The 20,354-nt window shown below is 57.3% G+C and carries 17 protein-coding genes and 1 pseudogene; 9 read left to right on the top strand and 9 right to left on the bottom strand.

The window, feature by feature from the left end; genetic code table 11:
• Positions 1 to 360 precede the first annotated feature (360 nt).
• Both ACUN9X_RS03200 and ACUN9X_RS03195 read left to right on the top strand, forming a co-directional pair.
• Entirely contained in the window at positions 361 to 1,422 is a 1,062-nt protein-coding gene (locus tag ACUN9X_RS03200) for a Leu/Phe/Val dehydrogenase (protein ID WP_260038702.1), read from the top strand.
• 180 nt (positions 1,423 to 1,602) lie between these two features.
• Positions 1,603 to 3,006: a sodium-dependent transporter gene (locus tag ACUN9X_RS03195; RefSeq protein ID WP_445472163.1), complete on the top strand. Its 1,404-nt coding sequence runs from the start codon at positions 1,603 to 1,605 to the stop codon at positions 3,004 to 3,006.
• Between the two features lie 78 nt (positions 3,007 to 3,084).
• Here the strand turns inward: ACUN9X_RS03195 and ACUN9X_RS03190 are convergent, their stop codons facing one another.
• From ACUN9X_RS03190 to ACUN9X_RS03180, 3 genes are all read right to left on the bottom strand, one after another.
• Positions 3,085 to 4,506 carry an efflux transporter outer membrane subunit gene (locus tag ACUN9X_RS03190; RefSeq protein WP_445472162.1) on the bottom strand — a complete coding sequence of 474 codons (1,422 nt, stop codon included), beginning with the start codon at positions 4,504 to 4,506 and terminating at the stop codon, positions 3,085 to 3,087.
• On the bottom strand, positions 4,499 to 7,690 hold the full coding sequence (locus ACUN9X_RS03185; RefSeq protein WP_260038705.1) for an efflux RND transporter permease subunit: 3,192 nt from the start codon (positions 7,688 to 7,690) through the stop codon (positions 4,499 to 4,501). Before ACUN9X_RS03185 ends, ACUN9X_RS03190 begins: the two co-directional genes overlap by 8 nt.
• 106 nt (positions 7,691 to 7,796) lie before the next feature.
• Positions 7,797 to 8,978, bottom strand: coding sequence for an efflux RND transporter periplasmic adaptor subunit (locus tag ACUN9X_RS03180; RefSeq protein ID WP_445472161.1), 1,182 nt, complete (start codon positions 8,976 to 8,978; stop codon positions 7,797 to 7,799).
• A gap of 352 nt (positions 8,979 to 9,330) precedes the next feature.
• Between ACUN9X_RS03180 and ACUN9X_RS03175 the strand changes: the two genes are divergently transcribed.
• Positions 9,331 to 10,290 carry an AraC family transcriptional regulator gene (locus ACUN9X_RS03175; protein WP_445472160.1) on the top strand — a complete coding sequence of 320 codons (960 nt, stop codon included), beginning with the start codon at positions 9,331 to 9,333 and terminating at the stop codon, positions 10,288 to 10,290.
• A gap of 9 nt (positions 10,291 to 10,299) precedes the next feature.
• Here ACUN9X_RS03175 and ACUN9X_RS03170 read toward each other — a convergent pair whose 3' ends face one another.
• The 3 genes from ACUN9X_RS03170 to ACUN9X_RS03160 form a co-directional block, all read right to left on the bottom strand.
• On the bottom strand, positions 10,300 to 10,449 hold the full coding sequence (locus tag ACUN9X_RS03170) for a hypothetical protein (protein WP_260038709.1): 150 nt from the start codon (positions 10,447 to 10,449) through the stop codon (positions 10,300 to 10,302).
• 119 nt (positions 10,450 to 10,568) lie between these two features.
• Positions 10,569 to 11,054 carry an MgtC/SapB family protein gene (locus ACUN9X_RS03165; RefSeq protein WP_260038711.1) on the bottom strand — a complete coding sequence of 162 codons (486 nt, stop codon included), beginning with the start codon at positions 11,052 to 11,054 and terminating at the stop codon, positions 10,569 to 10,571.
• A gap of 67 nt (positions 11,055 to 11,121) precedes the next feature.
• Positions 11,122 to 12,291: an AI-2E family transporter gene (locus ACUN9X_RS03160; protein WP_445472159.1), complete on the bottom strand. Its 1,170-nt coding sequence runs from the start codon at positions 12,289 to 12,291 to the stop codon at positions 11,122 to 11,124.
• 208 nt (positions 12,292 to 12,499) lie between these two features.
• Between ACUN9X_RS03160 and ACUN9X_RS03155 the strand changes: the two genes are divergently transcribed.
• Both ACUN9X_RS03155 and ACUN9X_RS03150 read left to right on the top strand, forming a co-directional pair.
• Positions 12,500 to 13,042, top strand: coding sequence for a type 1 glutamine amidotransferase domain-containing protein (locus tag ACUN9X_RS03155; protein WP_445472158.1), 543 nt, complete (start codon positions 12,500 to 12,502; stop codon positions 13,040 to 13,042).
• Positions 13,043 to 13,166: 124 nt separating this feature from the next.
• The gene (locus ACUN9X_RS03150) at positions 13,167 to 13,385 is read left to right on the top strand and encodes a hypothetical protein (RefSeq protein ID WP_445472157.1); all 219 of its coding nucleotides are present in this window, start codon (positions 13,167 to 13,169) and stop codon (positions 13,383 to 13,385) included.
• A 99-nt stretch (positions 13,386 to 13,484) separates the two neighbouring features.
• Here ACUN9X_RS03150 and rluF read toward each other — a convergent pair whose 3' ends face one another.
• The gene (rluF, locus tag ACUN9X_RS03145) at positions 13,485 to 14,426 is read right to left on the bottom strand and encodes a 23S rRNA pseudouridine(2604) synthase RluF (protein ID WP_445472156.1); all 942 of its coding nucleotides are present in this window, start codon (positions 14,424 to 14,426) and stop codon (positions 13,485 to 13,487) included.
• Between the two features lie 183 nt (positions 14,427 to 14,609).
• On the opposite strand from rluF, the gene ACUN9X_RS03140 reads away from it, so the two are divergent.
• Entirely contained in the window at positions 14,610 to 14,942 is a 333-nt protein-coding gene (locus ACUN9X_RS03140; protein WP_260038718.1) for a YnfA family protein, read from the top strand.
• 53 nt (positions 14,943 to 14,995) lie between these two features.
• On the opposite strand, the gene ACUN9X_RS03135 is transcribed toward ACUN9X_RS03140, so the two are convergent.
• Positions 14,996 to 15,916: a lysophospholipid acyltransferase family protein gene (locus ACUN9X_RS03135; RefSeq protein WP_445472155.1), complete on the bottom strand. Its 921-nt coding sequence runs from the start codon at positions 15,914 to 15,916 to the stop codon at positions 14,996 to 14,998.
• 296 nt (positions 15,917 to 16,212) lie between these two features.
• On the opposite strand from ACUN9X_RS03135, the gene ACUN9X_RS03130 reads away from it, so the two are divergent.
• Both ACUN9X_RS03130 and ACUN9X_RS03125 read left to right on the top strand, forming a co-directional pair.
• On the top strand, positions 16,213 to 16,626 hold the full coding sequence (locus ACUN9X_RS03130; RefSeq protein ID WP_347710210.1) for a PA2779 family protein: 414 nt from the start codon (positions 16,213 to 16,215) through the stop codon (positions 16,624 to 16,626).
• 53 nt (positions 16,627 to 16,679) lie between these two features.
• Positions 16,680 to 17,633: a PA2778 family cysteine peptidase gene (locus ACUN9X_RS03125; protein WP_445472154.1), complete on the top strand. Its 954-nt coding sequence runs from the start codon at positions 16,680 to 16,682 to the stop codon at positions 17,631 to 17,633.
• An 18-nt stretch (positions 17,634 to 17,651) separates the two neighbouring features.
• Here ACUN9X_RS03125 and ACUN9X_RS03120 read toward each other — a convergent pair whose 3' ends face one another.
• Positions 17,652 to 18,050: a LysE family translocator gene (locus ACUN9X_RS03120; RefSeq protein ID WP_445472153.1), complete on the bottom strand. Its 399-nt coding sequence runs from the start codon at positions 18,048 to 18,050 to the stop codon at positions 17,652 to 17,654.
• Between the two features lie 445 nt (positions 18,051 to 18,495).
• On the opposite strand from ACUN9X_RS03120, the pseudogene ACUN9X_RS03115 reads away from it, so the two are divergent.
• A pseudogene (locus ACUN9X_RS03115) lies at positions 18,496 to 20,169 on the top strand (methyl-accepting chemotaxis protein); the annotation flags it as partial.
• Positions 20,170 to 20,354 lie beyond the last annotated feature (185 nt).

Raw genomic sequence — 20,354 nt, 5'->3', positions numbered from 1 at the left:
TCTGATCAAGTCTATCGGCGGTTCCTTGGCCGGTCACAAGCCGGCTTACAAAAACAAGACGACCCATTGCCGTGATCCGGCCCGATGGAGAGGATTTCAGAATGTCAGCTCACCTGTATTACCCGATGCCGGCCAGCACCGCCCGAGCATCTTATCCGTTACACTCCCGCACTTCTGTTTTACCCGGCCGGTCCAGGCCCGACACCCTGCAACGATCGATACGCTCACTCTCTCCGCTCTCATTATTCAGCGGCTGATAGCGCCCCTGAGATTTTCTTTTCGATCGCTTGTCGCGCTGCGCGGTATGCCTTACCCGCGTTTGTGACGCCACCTTACCTTTATTTCTAGCGGACCCTGGCCATGACTGTATTTACACATCCTGAATTTGATAATCACGAACACCTCTCCTTCTTCTGTGATCCGGAAACGGGCTTGCGCGCCATTGTCGCCGTGCACAACACCAACCGCGGCCCTGCGCTTGGCGGTTGCCGTATGTTTCCCTATGCCTCCGATGAGGAAGCACTGACCGACGTACTGCGGCTATCCCGCGGCATGACCTACAAGTCGGCGCTGGCGAATCTCGATCTTGGTGGCGGCAAATCTGTGATTATCGGCGACCCGCGCAAGTACAAAACTGAACAGCTGATGGAGGCCATGGGACGCTGTCTCGAGAAGCTCGGCGGCCTTTACATTGCAGCTGAGGATTCGGGCACCAGCGTCGCTGACCTGAAAATCATGAGCCGCCATACCGCTCACGTGGCAGGTATTGCTGACCGGCCCGGCTTTGATGGCAAACCCAGCAACGGCGATCCGTCGCCCGCCACGGCTTACGGCACCTTTGTGGGTCTGAAGGCGGCGGTAAAACATCAGATGGGGCGGCATGATCTGGAGGGTGTCCGGGTCGCGATTCAGGGCATCGGCAATGTCGGCTACCGGCTGGCGAAGCACCTCAAGGAAGCGGGCGCGCAATTATGGGTCTACGATATTCATCAGGACAACATGGATCGTGCAGTGGCCGAGCTGGGCGCAACGCCTGCCAGCGCTGAAGACATCCTTTACCTGCCTGTAGATGTCGTTGCGCCCTGCGCCATGGGCGCGGTGCTGAACGACCAGTCAATTGCACGCCTGCAAGCCAGTGTGGTTGCAGGTGCGGCAAACAACCAACTGGCGGAATCCCGTCATGACCGTGCGCTGCGTGAGCGCGGCATTCTTTACGCACCTGACTTTGTGATCAACGCCGGCGGCATTATCGACGTGTGTTACGAGCGTAACGGCCCCAACCCGGAAGCCGTGCGCCGGCATGTAGAGACCATCGGCCAGACGCTGGACGAAATCTTCACCCGGGCAGACCGGGATAACCTGCCAACCGGTGAGATCGCCAACCAACTGGCAGAGGAACGTTTTCAACATCTTTCAAGATAACGGTAAACTGCGCCCCGGAATTTTCCGGGGACGTGATGACGCTTTCGATGATGCTGTAAAACGACGCGCACCAGGGCCGGTTTGCAGCATCATCTTACCCTAAAGGGCACAGCTGATGCTGACGGAATAAACCGCCAGCGTCTGTCCCCCGAAAACAAAAACAGCAAGCAGGAGACAAATATGAGCGAATCAACCTCTGCCACCCGCGGCAGTGCCGGTGGCCAGTCAGGCAAGCGGGGCCTCTGGTCTTCGCGCCTGGCGTTCATTCTGGCCGCCACCGGCTCTGCGGTGGGCCTGGGCAATATCTGGAAGTTTCCCTACATCACCGGTGAAAATGGCGGTGGCGCATTCGTACTGGTTTACCTGCTGTGTATCGCAGCGGTCGGCCTCCCCATCATGATGGCGGAAGTCATGATTGGTCGTCGGGGCGGCAACAGCCCGGTTAAAAGTATCCGTAACATCACTCAGGCGGAAGGCCTGAATCCCGGCTGGCGTCTTGTCGCGGCCATCGGTGTACTGGCGGCCTTCCTGATTCTGTCGTTCTACTCGGTTATTGGCGGCTGGGCGATTTCCTATGTCGGCACCGCGGCCAGTGGCGCACTAACGAACCAGGATGCTGACGCTATCGGCGCCATCTTCTCGGGATTGCTGGCAAGCCCCGGCACCCTGCTGCTCTGGCACTCGGTGTTTATGGCGCTGGTTATGTTTGTTGTAGCTCGGGGCGTGCGCTCAGGCCTTGAGAAGGCGGTCAGCATATTGATGCCGGCGCTGTTTGTACTGCTGCTGGTTGTGGTTGGCTATGCGATGACAACCGGTCACTTTGGCGAAGCCGTTTCTTTCCTGTTCCAGCCCGACTTCTCCAAACTCACCACCAAGGGTGTGCTGGTGGCACTGGGCCACGCGTTCTTCACCCTGAGCCTGGGTATGGCCGTCATGGTGGCCTATGGTTCGTATCTGCCGAAGGGTATCTCGATCGCCAAAACCTCTATTCTGGTCTCGATCATGGATACCGTCGTGGCGCTGCTGGCCGGCCTTGCGATCTTCCCGATCGTGTTTGCCAACGGCCTTGAGCCCGGCGCCGGCCCGGGCCTGATTTTCCAGACCCTGCCACTGGCGTTCGGTCAGATGCCGATGGGCAGCCTGTTCGGCACCTTGTTCTTCGTACTGCTGATTTTCGCAGCCTGGACCTCAGGTATTTCCCTGCTGGAACCGCTGGTTGAATGGCTGGAAGAGCAGAAAGGCATGACCCGCCGCACCAGTACACTAGCTGCAGGCCTGTCGTGCTGGCTGCTGGGTATTGCATCGATCCTGTCGCTGAACCTGTGGGCCGATGTCACGCCGCTGGGGATGTTCAGCATGTTTGAAGGCAAGACCATCTTCGACCTGCTCGACTTCCTGACCGCCAACATTCTGTTGCCGCTGGGTGGCCTGCTGATCGCAGTGTTTACTGGCTGGTTCATGTCGCGCCAGGCACTGGAAAACGAACTGGCCCTGTCATCAGGCTCGTTCAGCCTCTGGTACAACACCCTGCGTTACTTTACGCCGATTGCGGTTGCGATCGTGTTTGTTTACAACCTGATTTGATGTGATGCGATATCGGGCAGGGTGACACTCTCACGCTGCACCCTGCCCGACGTTTTCCTTTCCCTTCTCTTTCTCCGATTACTGCATTGCCGTTTCTTCGGCAGCCTGAGGCGCACCCGCCAAAGCCCGATAGAGATTGACCATTCCCAGCGTCACTGACGTTCTGCTCCGGATCAACGAGTCGCGGGTATCAATCAGTTCCTGTTCGGCATCCAGCACTTCGAAATAGCCGATCAGCCCTTCGCGATAGCGTTGCCTCGCCAGCCTCGCCGCTTCATTGGCTGCCGCTGTTGCCCGCGACAGATAGTCGGTACGGGTCTGGGCACGGTGGTATTCAACCAGCAGGGTTTCGGTTTCTTCCAGCACGTTCAATACGGTCTGGCGGTAGTTCGCGAGGGCACCGCGAGCGTCAGCGTCGGCCACATCAATACGGGCCTGCACCCGCTCGAAGTCGAGGAACGTCCAGTCGATTCCAAGCGTCACACGACGTGATGCCGCACCGCCGGTAAACAGGTCACCAGAGCTGTCTGCAACCGAGCCGATCAGCGCATCGAGGCTGAAGCGCGGGAACAGATCCGCTGTCGCAACGCCGATACCCGCAGTGGCTGCCGCCAATCGACGCTCCGCAGCCCGCACATCCGGTCGGCGGCGCAGAACGCCTCCGGGGCTGCCGACCGGAATAGCCGGCACAACTTCAGGCAACGACTTCGCTTTCGACAGCGTTGCAATCAGGGCAGTCGGCTGCTGACCTGTTAGCACTGCAATCCTGTGCATTCGGGCGCGTATGCCGGCCTCCAGTGCAGGAATCGTCGAGCGCACCGTTTCAAGCTGGGTCTGGGCGCGCACGGTATCAAAATTGGTTCCGCGTCCGGCTTCCAGCCGAGAGGTGACGATATCCAGTGTCTGCTGCTGGTTATCGAGGTTTCGTCGGGCCACCAGCAACTGCTGCTGAAGGCCCCGCAACTCGAAGTAACTGCTGGCAAGCTGCCCCACCAACGCGACCTGGACCGCATTCAGATCCGCTCCGGCAGCATCCAGCTCCGCGCTTTGAGCCTCGGTGATGCGACGCAGACGACCAAACAGCTCCAGCTCCCAGTGCGCCACCGCCCCCACCTGATACAGCGTGACGTCATCCGCCGAACCGGTGCGCTCCACTTCCGCAAGGTGATTCTCCGAAACCGAGCCGGACGCCGTAACACTCGGCAACTGGTTGCGCTCAGCCCCTCGCAACAGCGCCTGCGCCCGCTCGTACCGGGCCACTGCGACCTGCAGGTTATAGTTGGCACTGAGGCTCTGGCGGATCAGGTCCGCCAGCATCGGATCATCAAACCCCTGCCAGAAGCGCCGCTCTGCCTGCGCATCAAACGGATCAGGGTTACGAACTTCGTTAAACCGGTCCGGGGCGTCCGTCGTTTGCGGGGCCTGGTAGTCAGGCCCCACGGCACAACCGGCCAGCATGAGTGCGATCAGCGCAGTTAGTGACAATGATGACCTAGCCATGTGAAACCTCCGTCCGGTTGGATTCATCCGGCGATGGCGCCGAATCGTCTTTGTTGGCGCGATGCCGGTTGGCAAAGGTGCTCAGGGCCACGTAGAACACGGGGGTCAACAGGAGCCCGAACAGGGTCACGCCCAGCATGCCGGTGAACACGGTAATGCCCATCACCGCACGCACTTCACTGCCTGCGCCCGTGGCCAGAACCAGTGGTACAACGCCTGCAATAAATGCGACGGAGGTCATGATGATCGGCCGCAACCGCAGGCGGCAGGCTTCCAGCGCCGCATCCATCACCGACTTACCCTGCATTTCCAGCTCACGGGCGAATTCGACAATCAGGATAGCGTTCTTGCACGCCAGCCCCATCAACACCACCAGTCCGACCTGGACGAAGATGTTGTTATCGCCGCCGGTCAGCCAGACGCCAAACAGCGCTGCCAGCAGGCACATGGGCACTATCAGGATGACCGCCAGAGGCAACACCCAGCTCTCGTAAAGCGCAGCCAGCACCAGGAACACCAGCAGAAGCGCGAGCGGGAATACCACCATCGCCGCGTTCCCTTGCGTCACCTGCTGGAAGCTGAGGTCGGTCCATTCGAAAGTCATGCCCGAAGGCAGCACCTTCCCGGCGACGCCAGCCACCACTTCCAGGCTTTCGGCTGATGACAGCACGGCTGGATCAGACTGGCCGATGATGTCGGCGGCCGGATAGCCGTTGTACCGGATCACCGGGTCAGGCCCGAATGAACGCTCCAGTGTCACCATGGTGTTCAGCGGCACCATGTCGCCGCCGCGATTGCGGGTATAGAGCGAGTTCAGATCGTCAGGATCGTCCCGATAAGGGGCATCCGCCTGCGCCATTACCCGATAGGTGCGCCCGAACAGGTTGAAGTCGTTGATATAAAGCGACCCGAAGTAGAGCTGCAGAGTGGTGAACAGATCGTCCATCCGCACCCCCTGGGCCTTCGCCTTTTGCCGATCGATAATGGCATCAAGCTGGGGCACGTTGGCCTGATAGGAACTGATCGGATAGCCCAGGCCTTCGGTACCACTGAGCGCACCGGCGAGCTGATTGGTGACGGTCTGCAGCTCACCATAGCCGGCACCGGAGCGATCCTGGATGTACATCGAATAACCAGAGCCCGCACCCAGACCAAAGATCGGTGGCGGCATAAAGGTAATCGCAAACCCTTCGTTCACATCACCCAGCTTGCCGTTGATCTCAGCCGCAATCGCCTGTGCTGTTTTATCCCGCACACTGAAATCATCAAACAGGATGAAAACCGTGCCCACATTCGGGGTATTGCTGCCCTGCAGTGCATTGAAGCCAACAAATGCAGCGGCGTTGGCGACGCCCTCGGTTTCCAGCGCGATATCGCTGACCCGTCGTGCCACGGCTTCGGTGCGATCCAGCGACGCCCCTTCAGGCAAGCGGATGCTGCCGACCAGGTAGGTTTTATCCTGGGTGGGTATAAACCCGCCCGGCACCTGATTAAACATGAAGGCGGTGCCGCCCAGGAGCAGGAGATACACCATGAATACCGCGCCACGACGATTCAGGCTATGGCCGACAAACCCTTGATAGCGATCGGCATTGCGCTGGAAGAACCGGTTGAATGGGCGGAATATCCAGCCAAACAAGCGCTCGATAATCCGCGCGAAAAGATCCGGTTTGGCACCATGAGGCTTGAGCAGGGTTGCCGCCAACGCCGGTGACAGGGTCAGCGAGTTAATCGCAGAAATCACGGTCGCGATGGCAATCGCCATGGCGAACTGGCGGTAGAACTGGCCGGTAATGCCGTCAAGGAACGCCATCGGGATAAACACCGCGCAGAGCACCAGACTGATCGCAATAATCGGTCCGCTCACTTCCCGCATCGCCTGATGGGCTGCAGCAATCGGCGCCAGCCCTTCTTCAATATTACGCTCGACGTTTTCCACCACCACGATGGCGTCATCCACCACAATACCGATCGCCAGCACCATGCCGAACAGCGTCAGTGTATTGATTGAGAAACCCAGTAACAGCAGGATTGAGAAGGTACCGATAATCGATACGGGCACCGCCAGCAACGGAATCAGCGACGCACGCCAGGTCTGCAGGAACAACACCACAACCAGTACCACCAGCGCCACCGCTTCCAGCAGCGTCGTGATAACCGATTCAATCGAGGTGCTGACAAATACCGTGGGGTCGTAAGCGACTTCCCATGCCAGGCCATCCGGGAACTGATCATCCAACTCGGCCATCTTGGCGCGTACAGCGCGGGAGACTTCCAGCGCATTGGAGCCGGGCGCCTGGAAGATCGGCAGCGCGACGGCTTGCTTACCGTCCAGCAGCGCCCGCAATGCATCCTGCGATGATGCCAGCTCAACACGCGCGACATCTCCCAGACGGGTGACTTCACCGTTATCGCCGGTTTTCAGCACGACATCGCGAAACTCTTCAGGGCTGCTCAGGCGCCCCTGGGCATTAATGGAAATCAGAAAATCAGAGCCATCGGGCATCGGCGGCGCGCCGATCTGGCCGGCCGATACCTGCACGTTCTGTTCCTGCACCGCAGCCGCAATATCGCCAGCCGTTACACCGAGCGCAGCGGCCCGTTGCGGGTCAACCCAGATCCGCATGGCATAGTCGCCGGAGCCAAACAGCCCCGCCTCACCGACGCCGGGAATGCGGGCCAGCTCATCGCGAATATGCAGCACGGCATAGTTGCGGATATAGGTAGCGTCAAAGCTGTCGTCCGGGCTGACCAGATGCACCGCCATCATCAGGTTGGGCGACTGCTTGCGCGTGGTCACGCCCTGGCGACGCACGTCTTCCGGCAACCGGGGCAAGGCCTGGGTGACGCGGTTCTGGACCTGCACTTGGGCCTGGTCCGGATCGGTGCCCAGTTCAAAGGTCACCGTCAACATCAACCGGCCATCACTGCCAGCCACGGATTTCATGTAGATCATGTTTTCCACACCGTTGATGGACTCTTCCAGCGGCGTGGCAACAGTTTCGGAAATGGTTTTCGGGTTAGCCCCGGGGTAGTTCGCGGTGACCTGCACGCTCGGAGGCACAACCTCCGGGTACTCGCTCACCGGCAGCAGCGGAATACTGATCAACCCCACCACAAAGATGATGATCGACAGCACCGATGCAAAAATCGGTCGGTCGACGAAAAACCGAGAAATATTCATGACAATAGTCCCTCAGGCACCTCCCCGAAGGGAGATGCCGAATAGCGCCGAATAATGAACTGCTTGTGTTAGGTCGGGTTAAGGCTGGGCGAAGGCTCGCCTGCAATCAGGGGATAATCGCGACTGAGCCTGCAACCTCTTTGCGCTGCATATCGACCGGTTGCGGGGTGACTGGCATGCCGGCGCCAAAGATCTTGTGCAGACCGCTGACCACCACCCGGTCGCCTGCTGCCAGACCATCGGCAATCACCATCAAACCGTCCGCCCGACCTCCTGGCACCACTTGCCGGCGATCAATCGTGTTGTCGGCTTTCACCACGTACACGAAGCGCCGATCCTGATCGGTGACGACGGCTTTCTGATCTACCAGTAGCGCCTTATCCAGGTTCGACGTCGGCATCCGCACTCGAGCGAACTGACCCGGTTTGAGCATGCCTTCAGGGTTAGGCAGCACTGCCCGGTACTGCAGGGTGCCGGTATTGGCATTCAGCTGGTTGTCGATAAAATCCACCACCCCGGGATGGGTGAAACCGGATTCACCGGCAAGCCCGACTTCAACCCGTGGGCCCTGATCGTTCTGCAGCAGTTTCCGGCCGCCCAGAAACGTTTCTTCATTGCTCTCGAAGTACACGTAAACCGGATCAACCGACACGATACTGGTGAGAATCGTGGTGTCTGCGCTCGCCAGATTGCCGCGCGTAACGCCTGCACGACCGGCACGGCCTGCGATTGGCGATTTCACCTGGGTGTATTCCAGATCCAGCCGGGCAGTATCCAGCGTGGCCTGGGCGGACCCCACGGCAGCGCGGGCGGAGGCGAGCGCTGACGCACGCTGGTCATACTCTTCCTGGGAAATCGCCCTTCCTTTTACCAATCGCTCGGCTCGTTTGGCTTCACTCCGGGCAAGTTCAAGATGGCTGCGGGCTTGTGCCAGATTGGCCTCCGCCACTCGCTCGCGGGCCTTGTAAGGCCGTGGGTCAATTGAGAAGAGCACATCGCCCTTGGCGACCATTTCGCCTTCTTCAAAGCTGACACTGTCGATATAACCGCTGACCCTGGGCCGCAAGGCCACAGTCTCCGGCGCGACGACGCGCCCCGAGAAGTCATCCCACAAGGTCACATCACTACTAACCACTTCCGCCACTTCAACCGACGGGGGTGCCGGTTGTTGCTGGGCGGTTTCTTCTTCGCCATGGGCATCACAACCGGACAGCCACAATGTACTGGTCAGCGTCAGCATCGCCGCAACGGCACAGCGTCGTATGCCGGGTTTATTGATCAATTCCATGAGTCTGTCACTCCCGTGATTCAATCAGATCTGGTAGGGGACGCCGCCGAATCAGTCACTCGGACGTTCAGCAGCAGGCAGCCGCGCGTCTGGATACTGGGCTACCGATGACAGCCACTTTAGGGAATAACGACAAGGGGGAGGTATTCGGTTTCTGCGCGGTGATTGCCTATTTCTGCATCCAGCATGACACCTTGATGAACAGGTCTAGACCACCCGCGCAGAGGTTATTGCAGAACATTGCGCATTCCTGCAGCTTAATTGCCTAATCCTGCAAAACTTCGGATTCGCAACTTATTATACAAGTGGCAGGGCGTATACTTCTGATGTCACGACGGGGGAGGAACGCAAGGTGGATTTCAGCGCAATCAGCGTGTTCGAGCCATATTCGAATACTGAAAGACTACGCGAGCAACTGGCGCGAACAATCATTAAATGGACACCTGAAGAAGGCCTGCAGCCCTCGGCAATTGATGGCGTTGATTTGATTCGTAGCAACACCACGACTACTTGCTTCTCGTCTGTGTATCGTCCCTCGCTGTGCATACTGGTGCAGGGCAGCAAGACCGTTTGGCTGGGGGATCGCAAGATCGTTTACGGGCCACTCAGCTATCTGGCATCGTCCGTCGATCTGCCCATTACCGGCCAGGTCACGGAAGCCTCTCCAGAAGAGCCTTATCTTGCCGTGAGACTTGACGTTGATCCGCACGAAGTCTCAAGCCTGGTGCTGGAAATGGGCACGCAGGCGCAAGGAGAGGACGCCTGCCCGGAGGCGGCGTGCGGTATGTGTATGGCCAAGAGTGACGATGCCATGCTCGGTGCCTTTAGTCGCCTGATCAGCCTGCTCGATTCCCCTGGCGACCAGCGAGTGCTGGCTCCCCTTGCTCGCCGGGAAATTCTGTATCGCGCCCTGATTGGCGAGATGGGCCCCCGGATGCGCAAGTTTGCAGCATCGAATACTCAGGCCCACCGAATCGCCAAAGTGATTGCGCTACTCAAGAACCGATTTTCGGAACCCTTGCGCATAGGTGAACTGGCTGAAGAAGTGAACATGAGCGAATCATCGCTGTTCCACAGTTTCAAGGAAGTCACCCGGATGTCGCCGCTACAGTTCCAGAAGAAACTGCGACTTCACGAGGCACAACGCTTGATGTTATCGGAAGGTCTGGAGGCTGCCACGGCGAGCTATCGGGTAGGCTATGAAAGTCCTTCCCACTTCAGTCGGGAATACAGTCGGCTGTTTGGCGAGTCTCCTCGGGCGAACGTGGTCAAGTTGCGAAGCGCACAGCAGTCCGCGGCTGCGCAGGCATGAAACAGCGGGTCAGTCTGCCCCTCGCGTCGCCTCATCCAGCGTTTCTCGCTTGTACTGATCATAAGGCATTCGGGCCCGCTCTTCGCATTGGGCCCGTTCGCTGGTATTGATGATCCGGCTGCAATCGTCTACCCGGCGTTGCTGCGTGGACTCGTACATACCACGCGATGAGCATCCTTGAGCCGTCACACCTGCCAATAGAGCCATGACCAACCATTTGCCTCTCGCCTTTGCCATCACCGCCTGTCCCCGCTCGCCAATACCCGGCTGTGGAAGAATCAGTCCGAGCTTGTATCGCCTGATTTGCCCGACCTGCCATTAATGACTTCGTGCTCAAACCGGCCCAGCACCACCATAATGACCAGCGCCATCGCCGTCACCATGCAGGCAAGCGCAATATTGCCGATACCGCAGGCCACGCCTATCGCACCCGCCATCCAGATTGATGCACCGGTCGTGATGCCCTGAATGTTGCCGCGGCTCTGGATAATACTCCCCGCACCGAGAAAGCCGATGCCGCCGATCACGCCCTCAACAATCCTGGTAGGGTCAATCCGTGCGGATGGATCGCCTTCTGCAGTGGCGAACAGAATGTGCATGCCCATCATGATGAAAGCGGACGCCCCCAGTGAAACCAGCATATGCGAACGCAAGCCCGCCGCCTTGCCACGCAATTCGCGTTCAAGCCCGAGCATCAACGCCAGGCCTGCGGCTACCGATAACCGAATGAACATATCGAGTAATGGAATTTCGCTATCCCACACAACGCACCTCCGCTTTTTCTTTTTGTTTTCTCGGCCAGGCTGTTTTCCCGGCCGGGTTTTCCGGCGTCTATTTACCCAGTAGCTCACCTACCGGGCGCAAGTTAACAACGTGATCACACAGGGACTTGACGATCATCAGCATCGGCGTGGCCACAATCAGGCCGATCGGCCCCCACAACCAGCCCCAGAATAGCAGTCCGATAAAGATGGCCACCGCATTCAGGCTCGAAACATGGCTGGTCAGCCAGGGCGTCAGCAGATACCCCTGAACGCTGGTGATAGCCAGGGACGTGCCGCCGACAATAATCGCCATATCCATTTCACCAAACTGCAGAAACGCGGCCATGCTTGTCGCAATCAGCACCAGAAACGGGCCAAGATAGGGAATGCCGCTGGCGACACCTGCCACCACACCCCAAAGGCCCGCCTGCTCGACCCCCAATGCCATAAAGGCCAGCCAGGTCAGCACGCCGACAAACAAGGCGCCGAGCATCATCACGAACAGAAAGCGCCGGACCTGATGATGGAAATCGTTCATGATTCGCGCGGCGTTTCGCATACTGCCAAATGAGGGCCCCGAGAGCTTGACCACCTTGCGCTTGTAGAGCGAGCCCACTGCCAATAAAAAATACACCAGCAGCAAGACAGAAAAGCACTGGGAAATCAGCACCAACGCAGCGGGAGAGCCTTGGAGTATGTATTCCTGAACGTCCACAGGCTTTTCGATTATCCGGACCGGAGTAATGCCCGATCGACTCGTGTCTCCATTTTTGTCTGATGCGGCGCTCTTCTCGATCTGCTTGGCGGCGAATTGCGCCTTGTCCACTATGCTCTCTTCGTCCTTTGGCGCTTTGGCATCTCGCTGCTGAAACTGCTTGACGGCCTGCGGCACCTTATCAAGCATTTCCATTGTTTCATTTTTGAGCGGTACGCTGGCTGCTGCAACAATGCACACAAGGGCCACCAAAACCACAGCGGCGCTCAAGGGCCGGGGGAAATGCAAACGGTCCAGACCTGACACCAAAGGATCCAGCGCATAACTGATCAGCACCGCAACGATCAGCGGCAGCAATACGGGTTGGGCCCAATCGATAAAGACCAATGAGGCCATACTGGTGAGTATAACCAACGACAGGCTGCGGATATTGACCGCATCAATCAGGGCTACCTGTTCGGGAGCGTTCTCGCTCTCCGTTGAATTACCCCCGGTGTGTCGCTGGTTTTCCATGATTGGCATTACCCTCCTATGGTGCGTTGATGGTGATTGGCGGCTCATTATTCGCTAGTGTGAATAAAAGTGGCATAACCTTTGTTTAGTTGGGCAGACACTGCTGCAAAAAGCAATGTGAAACATTTCAATTCCTTCATCCCCCCGTTAAACGGCGATTTATGCGTTATGGTGAAACGGTATTGTTTTCACTCAAACCAGCACAGGAGTTCCCGAAATGGATGCACCACTGCATGGTAAAACAATCGCGTTTCTCGCCACAGACGGCGTGGAGCAAATCGAACTGACGCGCCCCTGGAAAGACCTGCAGGGCGCCGGCGCCCATCTCGAACTGGTGTCGCTGTCTGAAGGTGAGATCGATGGCTATCACCATCTGGATAAGGCTCACAGCTTCCCGGTCGACAAAACCGTCCAGCACGTTAACGTGCACGACTACGACTGCCTCGTGCTACCCGGAGGCGTTGCCAACCCTGACGCACTGCGAATGGACCATGACGCCGTCAAACTGGTGAAGCAGTTCTTCAACAAGGGCAAAACCGTAGCCGCCATTTGCCACGCGCCCTGGACGTTGATCGAAGCGGATGCTGTGAAAAACCGCACCCTCACATCCTGGCCCAGCCTGAAAACGGATATTACCAATGCCGGCGGTCACTGGGTCGACGAGGAAGTGCACTATGAAGACGGGCTGATCACCAGCCGCAATCCGGATGATCTGGATGCCTTCAGCGCCAAAATTGTCGAAGTACTGGCCGCTGCCTGATCGGGCCATGCCTGAAAAAGCCACTTGAAGGACGTGACTTAACGATCATACTGGTGAATAGATCTGGTTGTTTTTTGTTCAGATCATTAGGGCAAATGCCCTTGGATAAGGAACGGAGGCAACAATGGACGATCCCAAAACCGTAATGAAGAAGGAGCCCCGGAAAAGCCTGTTTATCTTGCTGGCAGCCGGGCTGTTTACCCTGATCATTGGCATTGTCGTGATGTTGGGGCCGGGCTCCGGGGAAACCGATATGGGCGGCAACGCCGGCTGGGTCATGATCCTGATTGGCACCGGCTGCATTATCGGCTACGTGCTGGCCCGGCGGCAGAAGCCGAAATAGGTCACGGGCAGGCATCTGTCGTACTGACCGAAAGCTCGCAGGCGTTCAGGGCCTGCGAGCTTTTTTATGTCGGAACGCAAGGCACACCACAAACCGGTACTAACGCGCGGACTTGCCCGGGCGGCCGCGTTTGGCTGGCTTCTTACCCGATTTTTTAGGGGATTTTCGCGGGATTTTCTGACCGGCTTTGCCAGCAGGATGACCACCGGTTTCTGATCGACCGGCTCCCGGAGCCTTTCGCCCGCCAGCTGTTGTAGCGGGTTTCGGTTTGGTTTCTGATTTCGGTTTGACCTGGTCGGTTGCGGCCGACGTCTTGCGTGAATCAGCCACGGCACGATCCAGCGCCGTCACTTCACTGGCTGTCAGATTTCGCCATTGACCCGCCTTCAGGTTACCTAACGACACCATCATGATGCGGGTGCGCCGCAGACGGGTAACCTCATAGCCAAAGTACTCGCACATGCGGCGAATCTGCCGGTTGAGCCCCTGGGTCAGAATAATCTTGAAGACAAACTGGCTTACAATGGTCACTTCACAGGGTTTGGTGACCGTTCCGAGAATCGGCACGCCGGCAGCCATCTGCGTTGCGAATTTCTCGGTGAGCGGCTTATCAACCGTGACCACATACTCTTTATCGTGGGCATTTTCAGCACGCAGGATTTTGTTGACGATATCACCGTCACTGGTGAGAAAAATCAGCCCTTCAGATGGCTTATCCAGGCGCCCGATCGGAAAGATTCGCTCCTTGTGACCGATGGCATCCACAATATTGCCCTTCACCTGATGCTCGGTGGTGCAGGTGATGCCGACCGGTTTGTTATAGGCGATATAAATACGGTCTGATTTGTTGGCCGCACTTGCCTTGATCCGCTTGCCATCGACGTAGACAACATCGCCGGGGCCAACCCGGGTGCCCAGTTCCGGCACCTTCCCGTTGATCGATACGCGGTTCTCGGCTATCAGCGCATCCGCCTCCCGACGCGAGCAAAAGCCCGATTCGCTGATAAATTTGTTCAGTCGTTTTTCGCCTAGCTCACTCAATCGAACACCCCGTTCTGTTCCCCGCGGCAGATCCTGAAAGCGCATACCCTACCCCAATTGACAGGGCAGTGCCGCATTCGAAGTTAACCAGTCAGGGGGACAGCCGGCAACAGCCGCGTTAAGCTCGTTCCCAAAGTGCGGACGCAGGTTCGAGTATCACATTGATCAGAAGCAGGAGAGCACGTGCCGGAACTCAAAACCATTGGGCTGTTCATCATCACTGCCGTTGCGGAAATTATTGGCTGCTACCTGCCCTATCTCTGGCTTCGGGAAGGCAAGTCAGCCTGGCTTTTGCTACCTGGGGCACTGAGTCTGGTGGCGTTTGCGTGGCTGTTGTCGCTACACCCAACGGCGGCGGGCAGAGTCTACGCCGCCTATGGTGGTGTCTACATTTCGGTAGCCATACTCTGGTTATGGCTGGTGGATGGCATCAGGCCCACCGCATGGGATATTGCGGGATCATTGATTGCCCTGCTGGGAATGGCAATCATCATGTTTGCACCCCGCCAGGGCTGAGCAGGCGACTGCAGCAGCCTCAGAAGGTGCGGGAGGTGGCCAGGGGCTCGAGTTCAATAGAGCTTGGCGGCACCTTCCGGTCGTGTTTTGAAACGCTTGTGCAACCATAGATACTGGTCTGGAAACTCTCGAATCGTGGTTTCGATAAACTGGTTCCAGGTCGCAGCATCCTCTGCCATATCATCACCGAAGTCCTCGATAATTGGCGAAAAATCCAGCGCGTATCCGCCATCCGGCGTCCTCAGGTGACTGACACAAATCACCGAAGCGCCCGATTCCCGCGCAATCTGCGAAGGTTTGGTGATACAGCCTGTTTCAACGCCGAAAAACGGCACAAACAACTGAGTTTTCCCGCCAAAGTCCTGGTCACAGGCATACCAGACCTGCCCGCCACCCTTCAGAAAGTCGATCATGTCCGGGATCTGGCGTTTGTTGAATGACCGGATACCAAAGTGCCGGCAGCGACCTTTCTCGATTACGCCATCGAGTACCGGGTTATTGTTGGGACGATACACATAGCCGGGTTTGGTGAGCTGACAGGCAATCAGCGGCAGGGCGAAATCGAAAATGCTGTAATGACCACCAATCAGAAATACCCCCCGACCACGATTCACCGCTTCCTGCAGGTGTTCAAGGCCCGTAACGGTAGCACTTGCCTGATAAGGCGCCATGTCATTCCACCAGGCATGGGTGGTTTCCAGAAATCCCCGGGCGCAGGCAACAAAGCTGTCGTCTATCAACTGCTCGCGCTCCTGTTCATCCAGTTCCGGCATGCAGGCCGCGATATTGGTGCGTGCCACTTTTGCCCTGGACTTCAGGCGCTTGCGCAGAAACAAACCAATGCCTTTACCCCATCGTTGCTTGGTCCGCATCGGCAGGCGAGAAAGCAGGTAGAGCCCAAAAATCGCGACCCAGGTTGTCCAGAATACCGGGTGCCACGCCGGTCTGGAGCTCGAGCGGCTACTTTTTTTCATGAGAGGATCGCTTGTTTGCGCCGGGCGGCGCATGGAGAAATGGCGTCTGCTGCAGTTAATGCAACGGGGCAGAAAGGTCAGGATGACACATGAGTGGAAAGGTTCATACCAGACAAACCGCTCAGCACCTGACGTTTATTAAACCCTTTTCATTTGTCGGAAGTCTGTCGCTCATGTGTAACGGTGTATGCTCATGTCGGCATAATAACCATATTGAGCTGACCAAATGCTGAGCAACCGCGTTTGGCGCAATCAAACTTTAAGGCTGATTCACTCACGCATCAGGAGTCGACATTTTGCGTACAACAAGAACCTACCTTCGTCAGATCTCATCCGTTATGACACTGGTCATGATGCTGACCGCGCTCTGGACCATTCCCTCGCTGGCGTCTGCCAACACCGGCATTGTCGGCACCGGCGAGCTGCTGACTGAACAACAGGCCGACCTTGATCAGCAAACACTGCTGAACATGCTGGAACGCCAGGATGTGAAGGACAAGCTGGCCACGCTCGGCGTCAGCGAGAGTGAAGTCAAAGACCGCATCAACAGCTTGACCCCTGCTGAACTGGCGTCTTTCAAGCAGCAATTGGCGGAAGCCCCCGCCGGTGAAGGTGTAGTCGGTATTATCGTGTTGTTTCTGGTGATCTTCATCATCACCGACATGCTGTGTGCTACCAACATTTTCCCGTTCATTAACTGTATCCGGTAAATCATCACGTGATGACGCTGAACTCAACGACCGCCCTTTCAAGGGCGGTCCCCGTGATTCTTCTGGCGCTGGTCATGGCAGGCTGCGCAGCAACGCCCGACTGGCCCACCTACGCGGACGGCTCACTAGAACTGCGCCTGCAGGGCCGACATCAGATCGACAACGTGCCCTTCTATCCGCAGGAGCAATACCAGTGCGGCCCGGCCTCACTGGCCATGATGTTGAACGCACAGCATATTGAAACGGATCCTGAAGCACTGAAATCACAGGTCTATATCCCCGGACGGGAAGGCTCACTTCAGGTGGAGATGGTCGCAGCGGCACGCAATCATGACTTGCTGGTGTACCCGCTGGATGGATCGCTCGAATCGCTGCTCGCCGAAGTGGCCGCAGGGCATCCTGTGCTGGTGCTGCAAAACCTTCGATTTGACTGGTGGCCACAATGGCATTTTGCCGTGGTGATCGGTTTTGATTCGAATGATAAGACTATCACCCTGCATACCGGCACCCAGGAAGCGGCAGAGGAGCCGCTCTCCGTCTTCAGCGCCACCTGGGCGCGATCAGAAAACTGGGCCGTCACCATGCTGCCACCCGATCAGCTGCCGGTATCCGCGGAACCTCTGCCGTTCCTGCGGGCGGCCAATGATCTGGAAACAACCGATCATACAGAGGCCGCTTACACCGCTTATGCGACAGCGAACGCCAAGTGGCCGGACCAACCCGCGGCCCTGCTGGGTATGGGTAATATCGCCTTTGCCAATGAAGACTGGCCTGATGCGGTCAGTCACTACAACAAGCTGACGACTGAGTTTCCACGCATCGCCGCCGGCTGGAATAACTTTGCTCACGCGTTGCAGGAGGCCAACTGCCCTGATGCCGCCGCCGAAGCGAGCGCTTGCGCGGCAAAGCTGGACAGTGATCGTTTCAGTGCATCACAGCAGAGCAGCGGCATCAGCGTATACGCTGAAAACTGCCCGACCGTCGCGACCTGTCCGGCTGAAGAATAGCCCCGCCACCACGGCTCGTTAACGCGATGCCGTTGCCAGCACTCCGCCAAAAAAGAAAAACGTCGTGCCCGCGGCCCGGTTCATGATCCGGCCGCCCCGGGCCGAGGTCAGCCAGCGTTTGGCGCGCCTGGCGAACACCGCATACATCAGGTGAATCCCTACCACCAGCACGCAGTAGGTAAGCACGAGCACGGCAAACTGTGCCGCATAGCTCGCAGACGGATCAATAAACTGCGGAAAGATCGACAGGAAAAACAGCACAACCTTGGGGTTGGTGAGCTGCATCGTGATCCCCTCTACAAACCGCTTGCCGAAGCCGCCATCATCGCCTGCTGCCGAGATCTCCAACTGCAGCGGCGGCGCCCGCCAAAGCCGGATACCCAAATACACCAGATAAGCCGCCCCGATAAACTTCAACGTTGTAAATGCCCCTCGCGCCGAATTGCAGCGCGTTGGACAGGGTCATCACAACCCCGGGGCCAGGACTCAGGACAGTGGCGCCAGCCATGAGCAGAAAAAGGAGATACACATGCACGGAGAAGGCTCCCAGGAACAACGTATTGATGATTTACTATTCAGTAATCCGGAAACACTGTCTGCACAAACCCGCCGCGATATTTGACAGGAAATAACAGAACGCAGTGGCGGAATCGCAAAGACTGAACAAGTATAGATAGATAACTAATAGCTTGAGCAGGCCTTGTCGTACGGTATCAACCGATCACAAGTTTACATTTGTATCAGGTTCTATAAAACCGGCAACAAGCTGCGCAACCCACACTAATCCCCTAACCCTAGCGGCTTCGAGGATATTGGCTACAGTGACAGGGAAGTGTTGTATCCGGGACGGAGAATCAAGCCCATGTTCGGAAAGAGTTCGAGTTCTGACAGCATTGTGCGTGCCATCAATGAAACCCAGGCGGTTATTCAGTTTGCGCTGGACGGCACGATTCAAACGGCCAACGCAAACTTCCTGAACCTGCTGGGCTATCAGCTGCACGAGGTTGTCGGCAAGCACCACAGAATGTTCGTTGAACCCGGCGAAGCCGATAGCGAGCGCTACAAAAAGTTCTGGGAGAGTTTGCGACAGGGCACGCCACAAACCGCCGAGTTTAAACGTATCGGCAAAGACGGTCGGGAAATCTGGATTCAGGCGTCTTACACCCCCATCGTCGAGCGCGGCAAGGTACAGCGCATTATCAAGTTCGCATCCGATGTGACCGAACAGGTTCTGGCCAAAGCCGATATTGAGTCCCAGCTACAGGCGATTCACCGTGCCGAGGCGGTCATCGAGTTTGATCTGGAAGGCCGCATTCTCTATGCCAACGATAACTTCCTCGGGTTAATGGGCTACCGGCTGGATGAAGTGGTGGGCCAGCATCACCGACTATTCGTGACCAGAGCCGATGCCAACAACGACGCTTACCGTGTCTTCTGGGAACGGTTACGACGTGGTGAGTATCAGACGGCCGAGTACAAACGGCTGGCGAAGGGAGGCAAGGAGGTGTGGATTCATGCCACTTACAATCCCATCAAAAGCCCCGATGGCAAAGTGCTGAAGATCGTCAAATTTGCCAGCGACATTACCAATGAAGTGACTCAGCGGGCCGAGTTCCGGCTGCTATCCATGGTGGCAAATGAAACCGACAACGCCGTTGTCATCACCAACCCCCAGCGGGAAGTCCAGTACGTCAACAGGGGCTTCACGCTGATGACCGGTTTTCATATGGATGAGGTGCTCGGTGGGCGCACCCGTGATTTTCTGGTCGGCCCCCATACCAATCCAGAAACCCGGCAGCGAATCGAAGCTGAACTTGATGCCCCAAGAGCCTTCTATGATGAGATCCAGATTCACCGCAAGGACGACTCATCAATCTGGGTGTCAATCACCAGCAACCCGGTTACCGGGCCTGGCGGCGAGCACCAGGGCTTTATTGCGATTCTCGCGGATATCACCCGGGTTAAAACGACGGCGCTTGAGTTCGAAACCCGGTTCGCAACCATCAGCCATTCCAACCTGCATGTCGAGTGGGACAAAAATGGAGCCCTTATCGAGATCAACGATTATCCGGACCGGGAGCTCAAAGTTCCGACACAGGATTTCAAGACCGCGATAAAACGCTGGGATACCTATTTAAGTGCCGAGCAGCGCGAGAGTCTGATCAAAGGCGAGAGTATTGTTCGCGATATCCTGATTCCGGTGCACGGCCGCGATATTGGCATTGCGGCAACCTTTGCCTCCATTCGCGACCCCTATGGCGAGTTGCAGAAAGTGATCATGTATGGCGCAGACATCACCGAACGGCTGGCAGTCGTTCAGACCAGCGACAAGGTCATGGGTGAACTGATCACATCGGGTGAGAACATCAACAAAATGGTATCCAGCATCAACGCTATCGCAGAACAGACCAATCTGCTGGCACTTAATGCCGCCATTGAAGCGGCGCGGGCAGGAGAAGCCGGTCGCGGTTTCTCAGTCGTTGCCGATGAAGTGCGCAATCTGGCATCAAAAGCCAGCGATTCCGCCCGCGAGATCAACAATGTCGTCACCGAAAACCAGTCACTGCTCAACAGTTTGTCACAGGCCTTGAACAAGCTGAATAAAAGGGATTAGCACGTACCAGCAGTCAAAGATTCCAGAGCCAAAAAAACCGCAGGGCCTGCCCAGCGACCTTGATAGTCACCGGACAAGCACACTGCGGTTGGGTCGCGGAATGGGTA

Source organism: Marinobacter sp. V032 (assembly GCF_052645435.1).
This window is presented reverse-complemented; position numbering and strand designations above follow the sequence as displayed.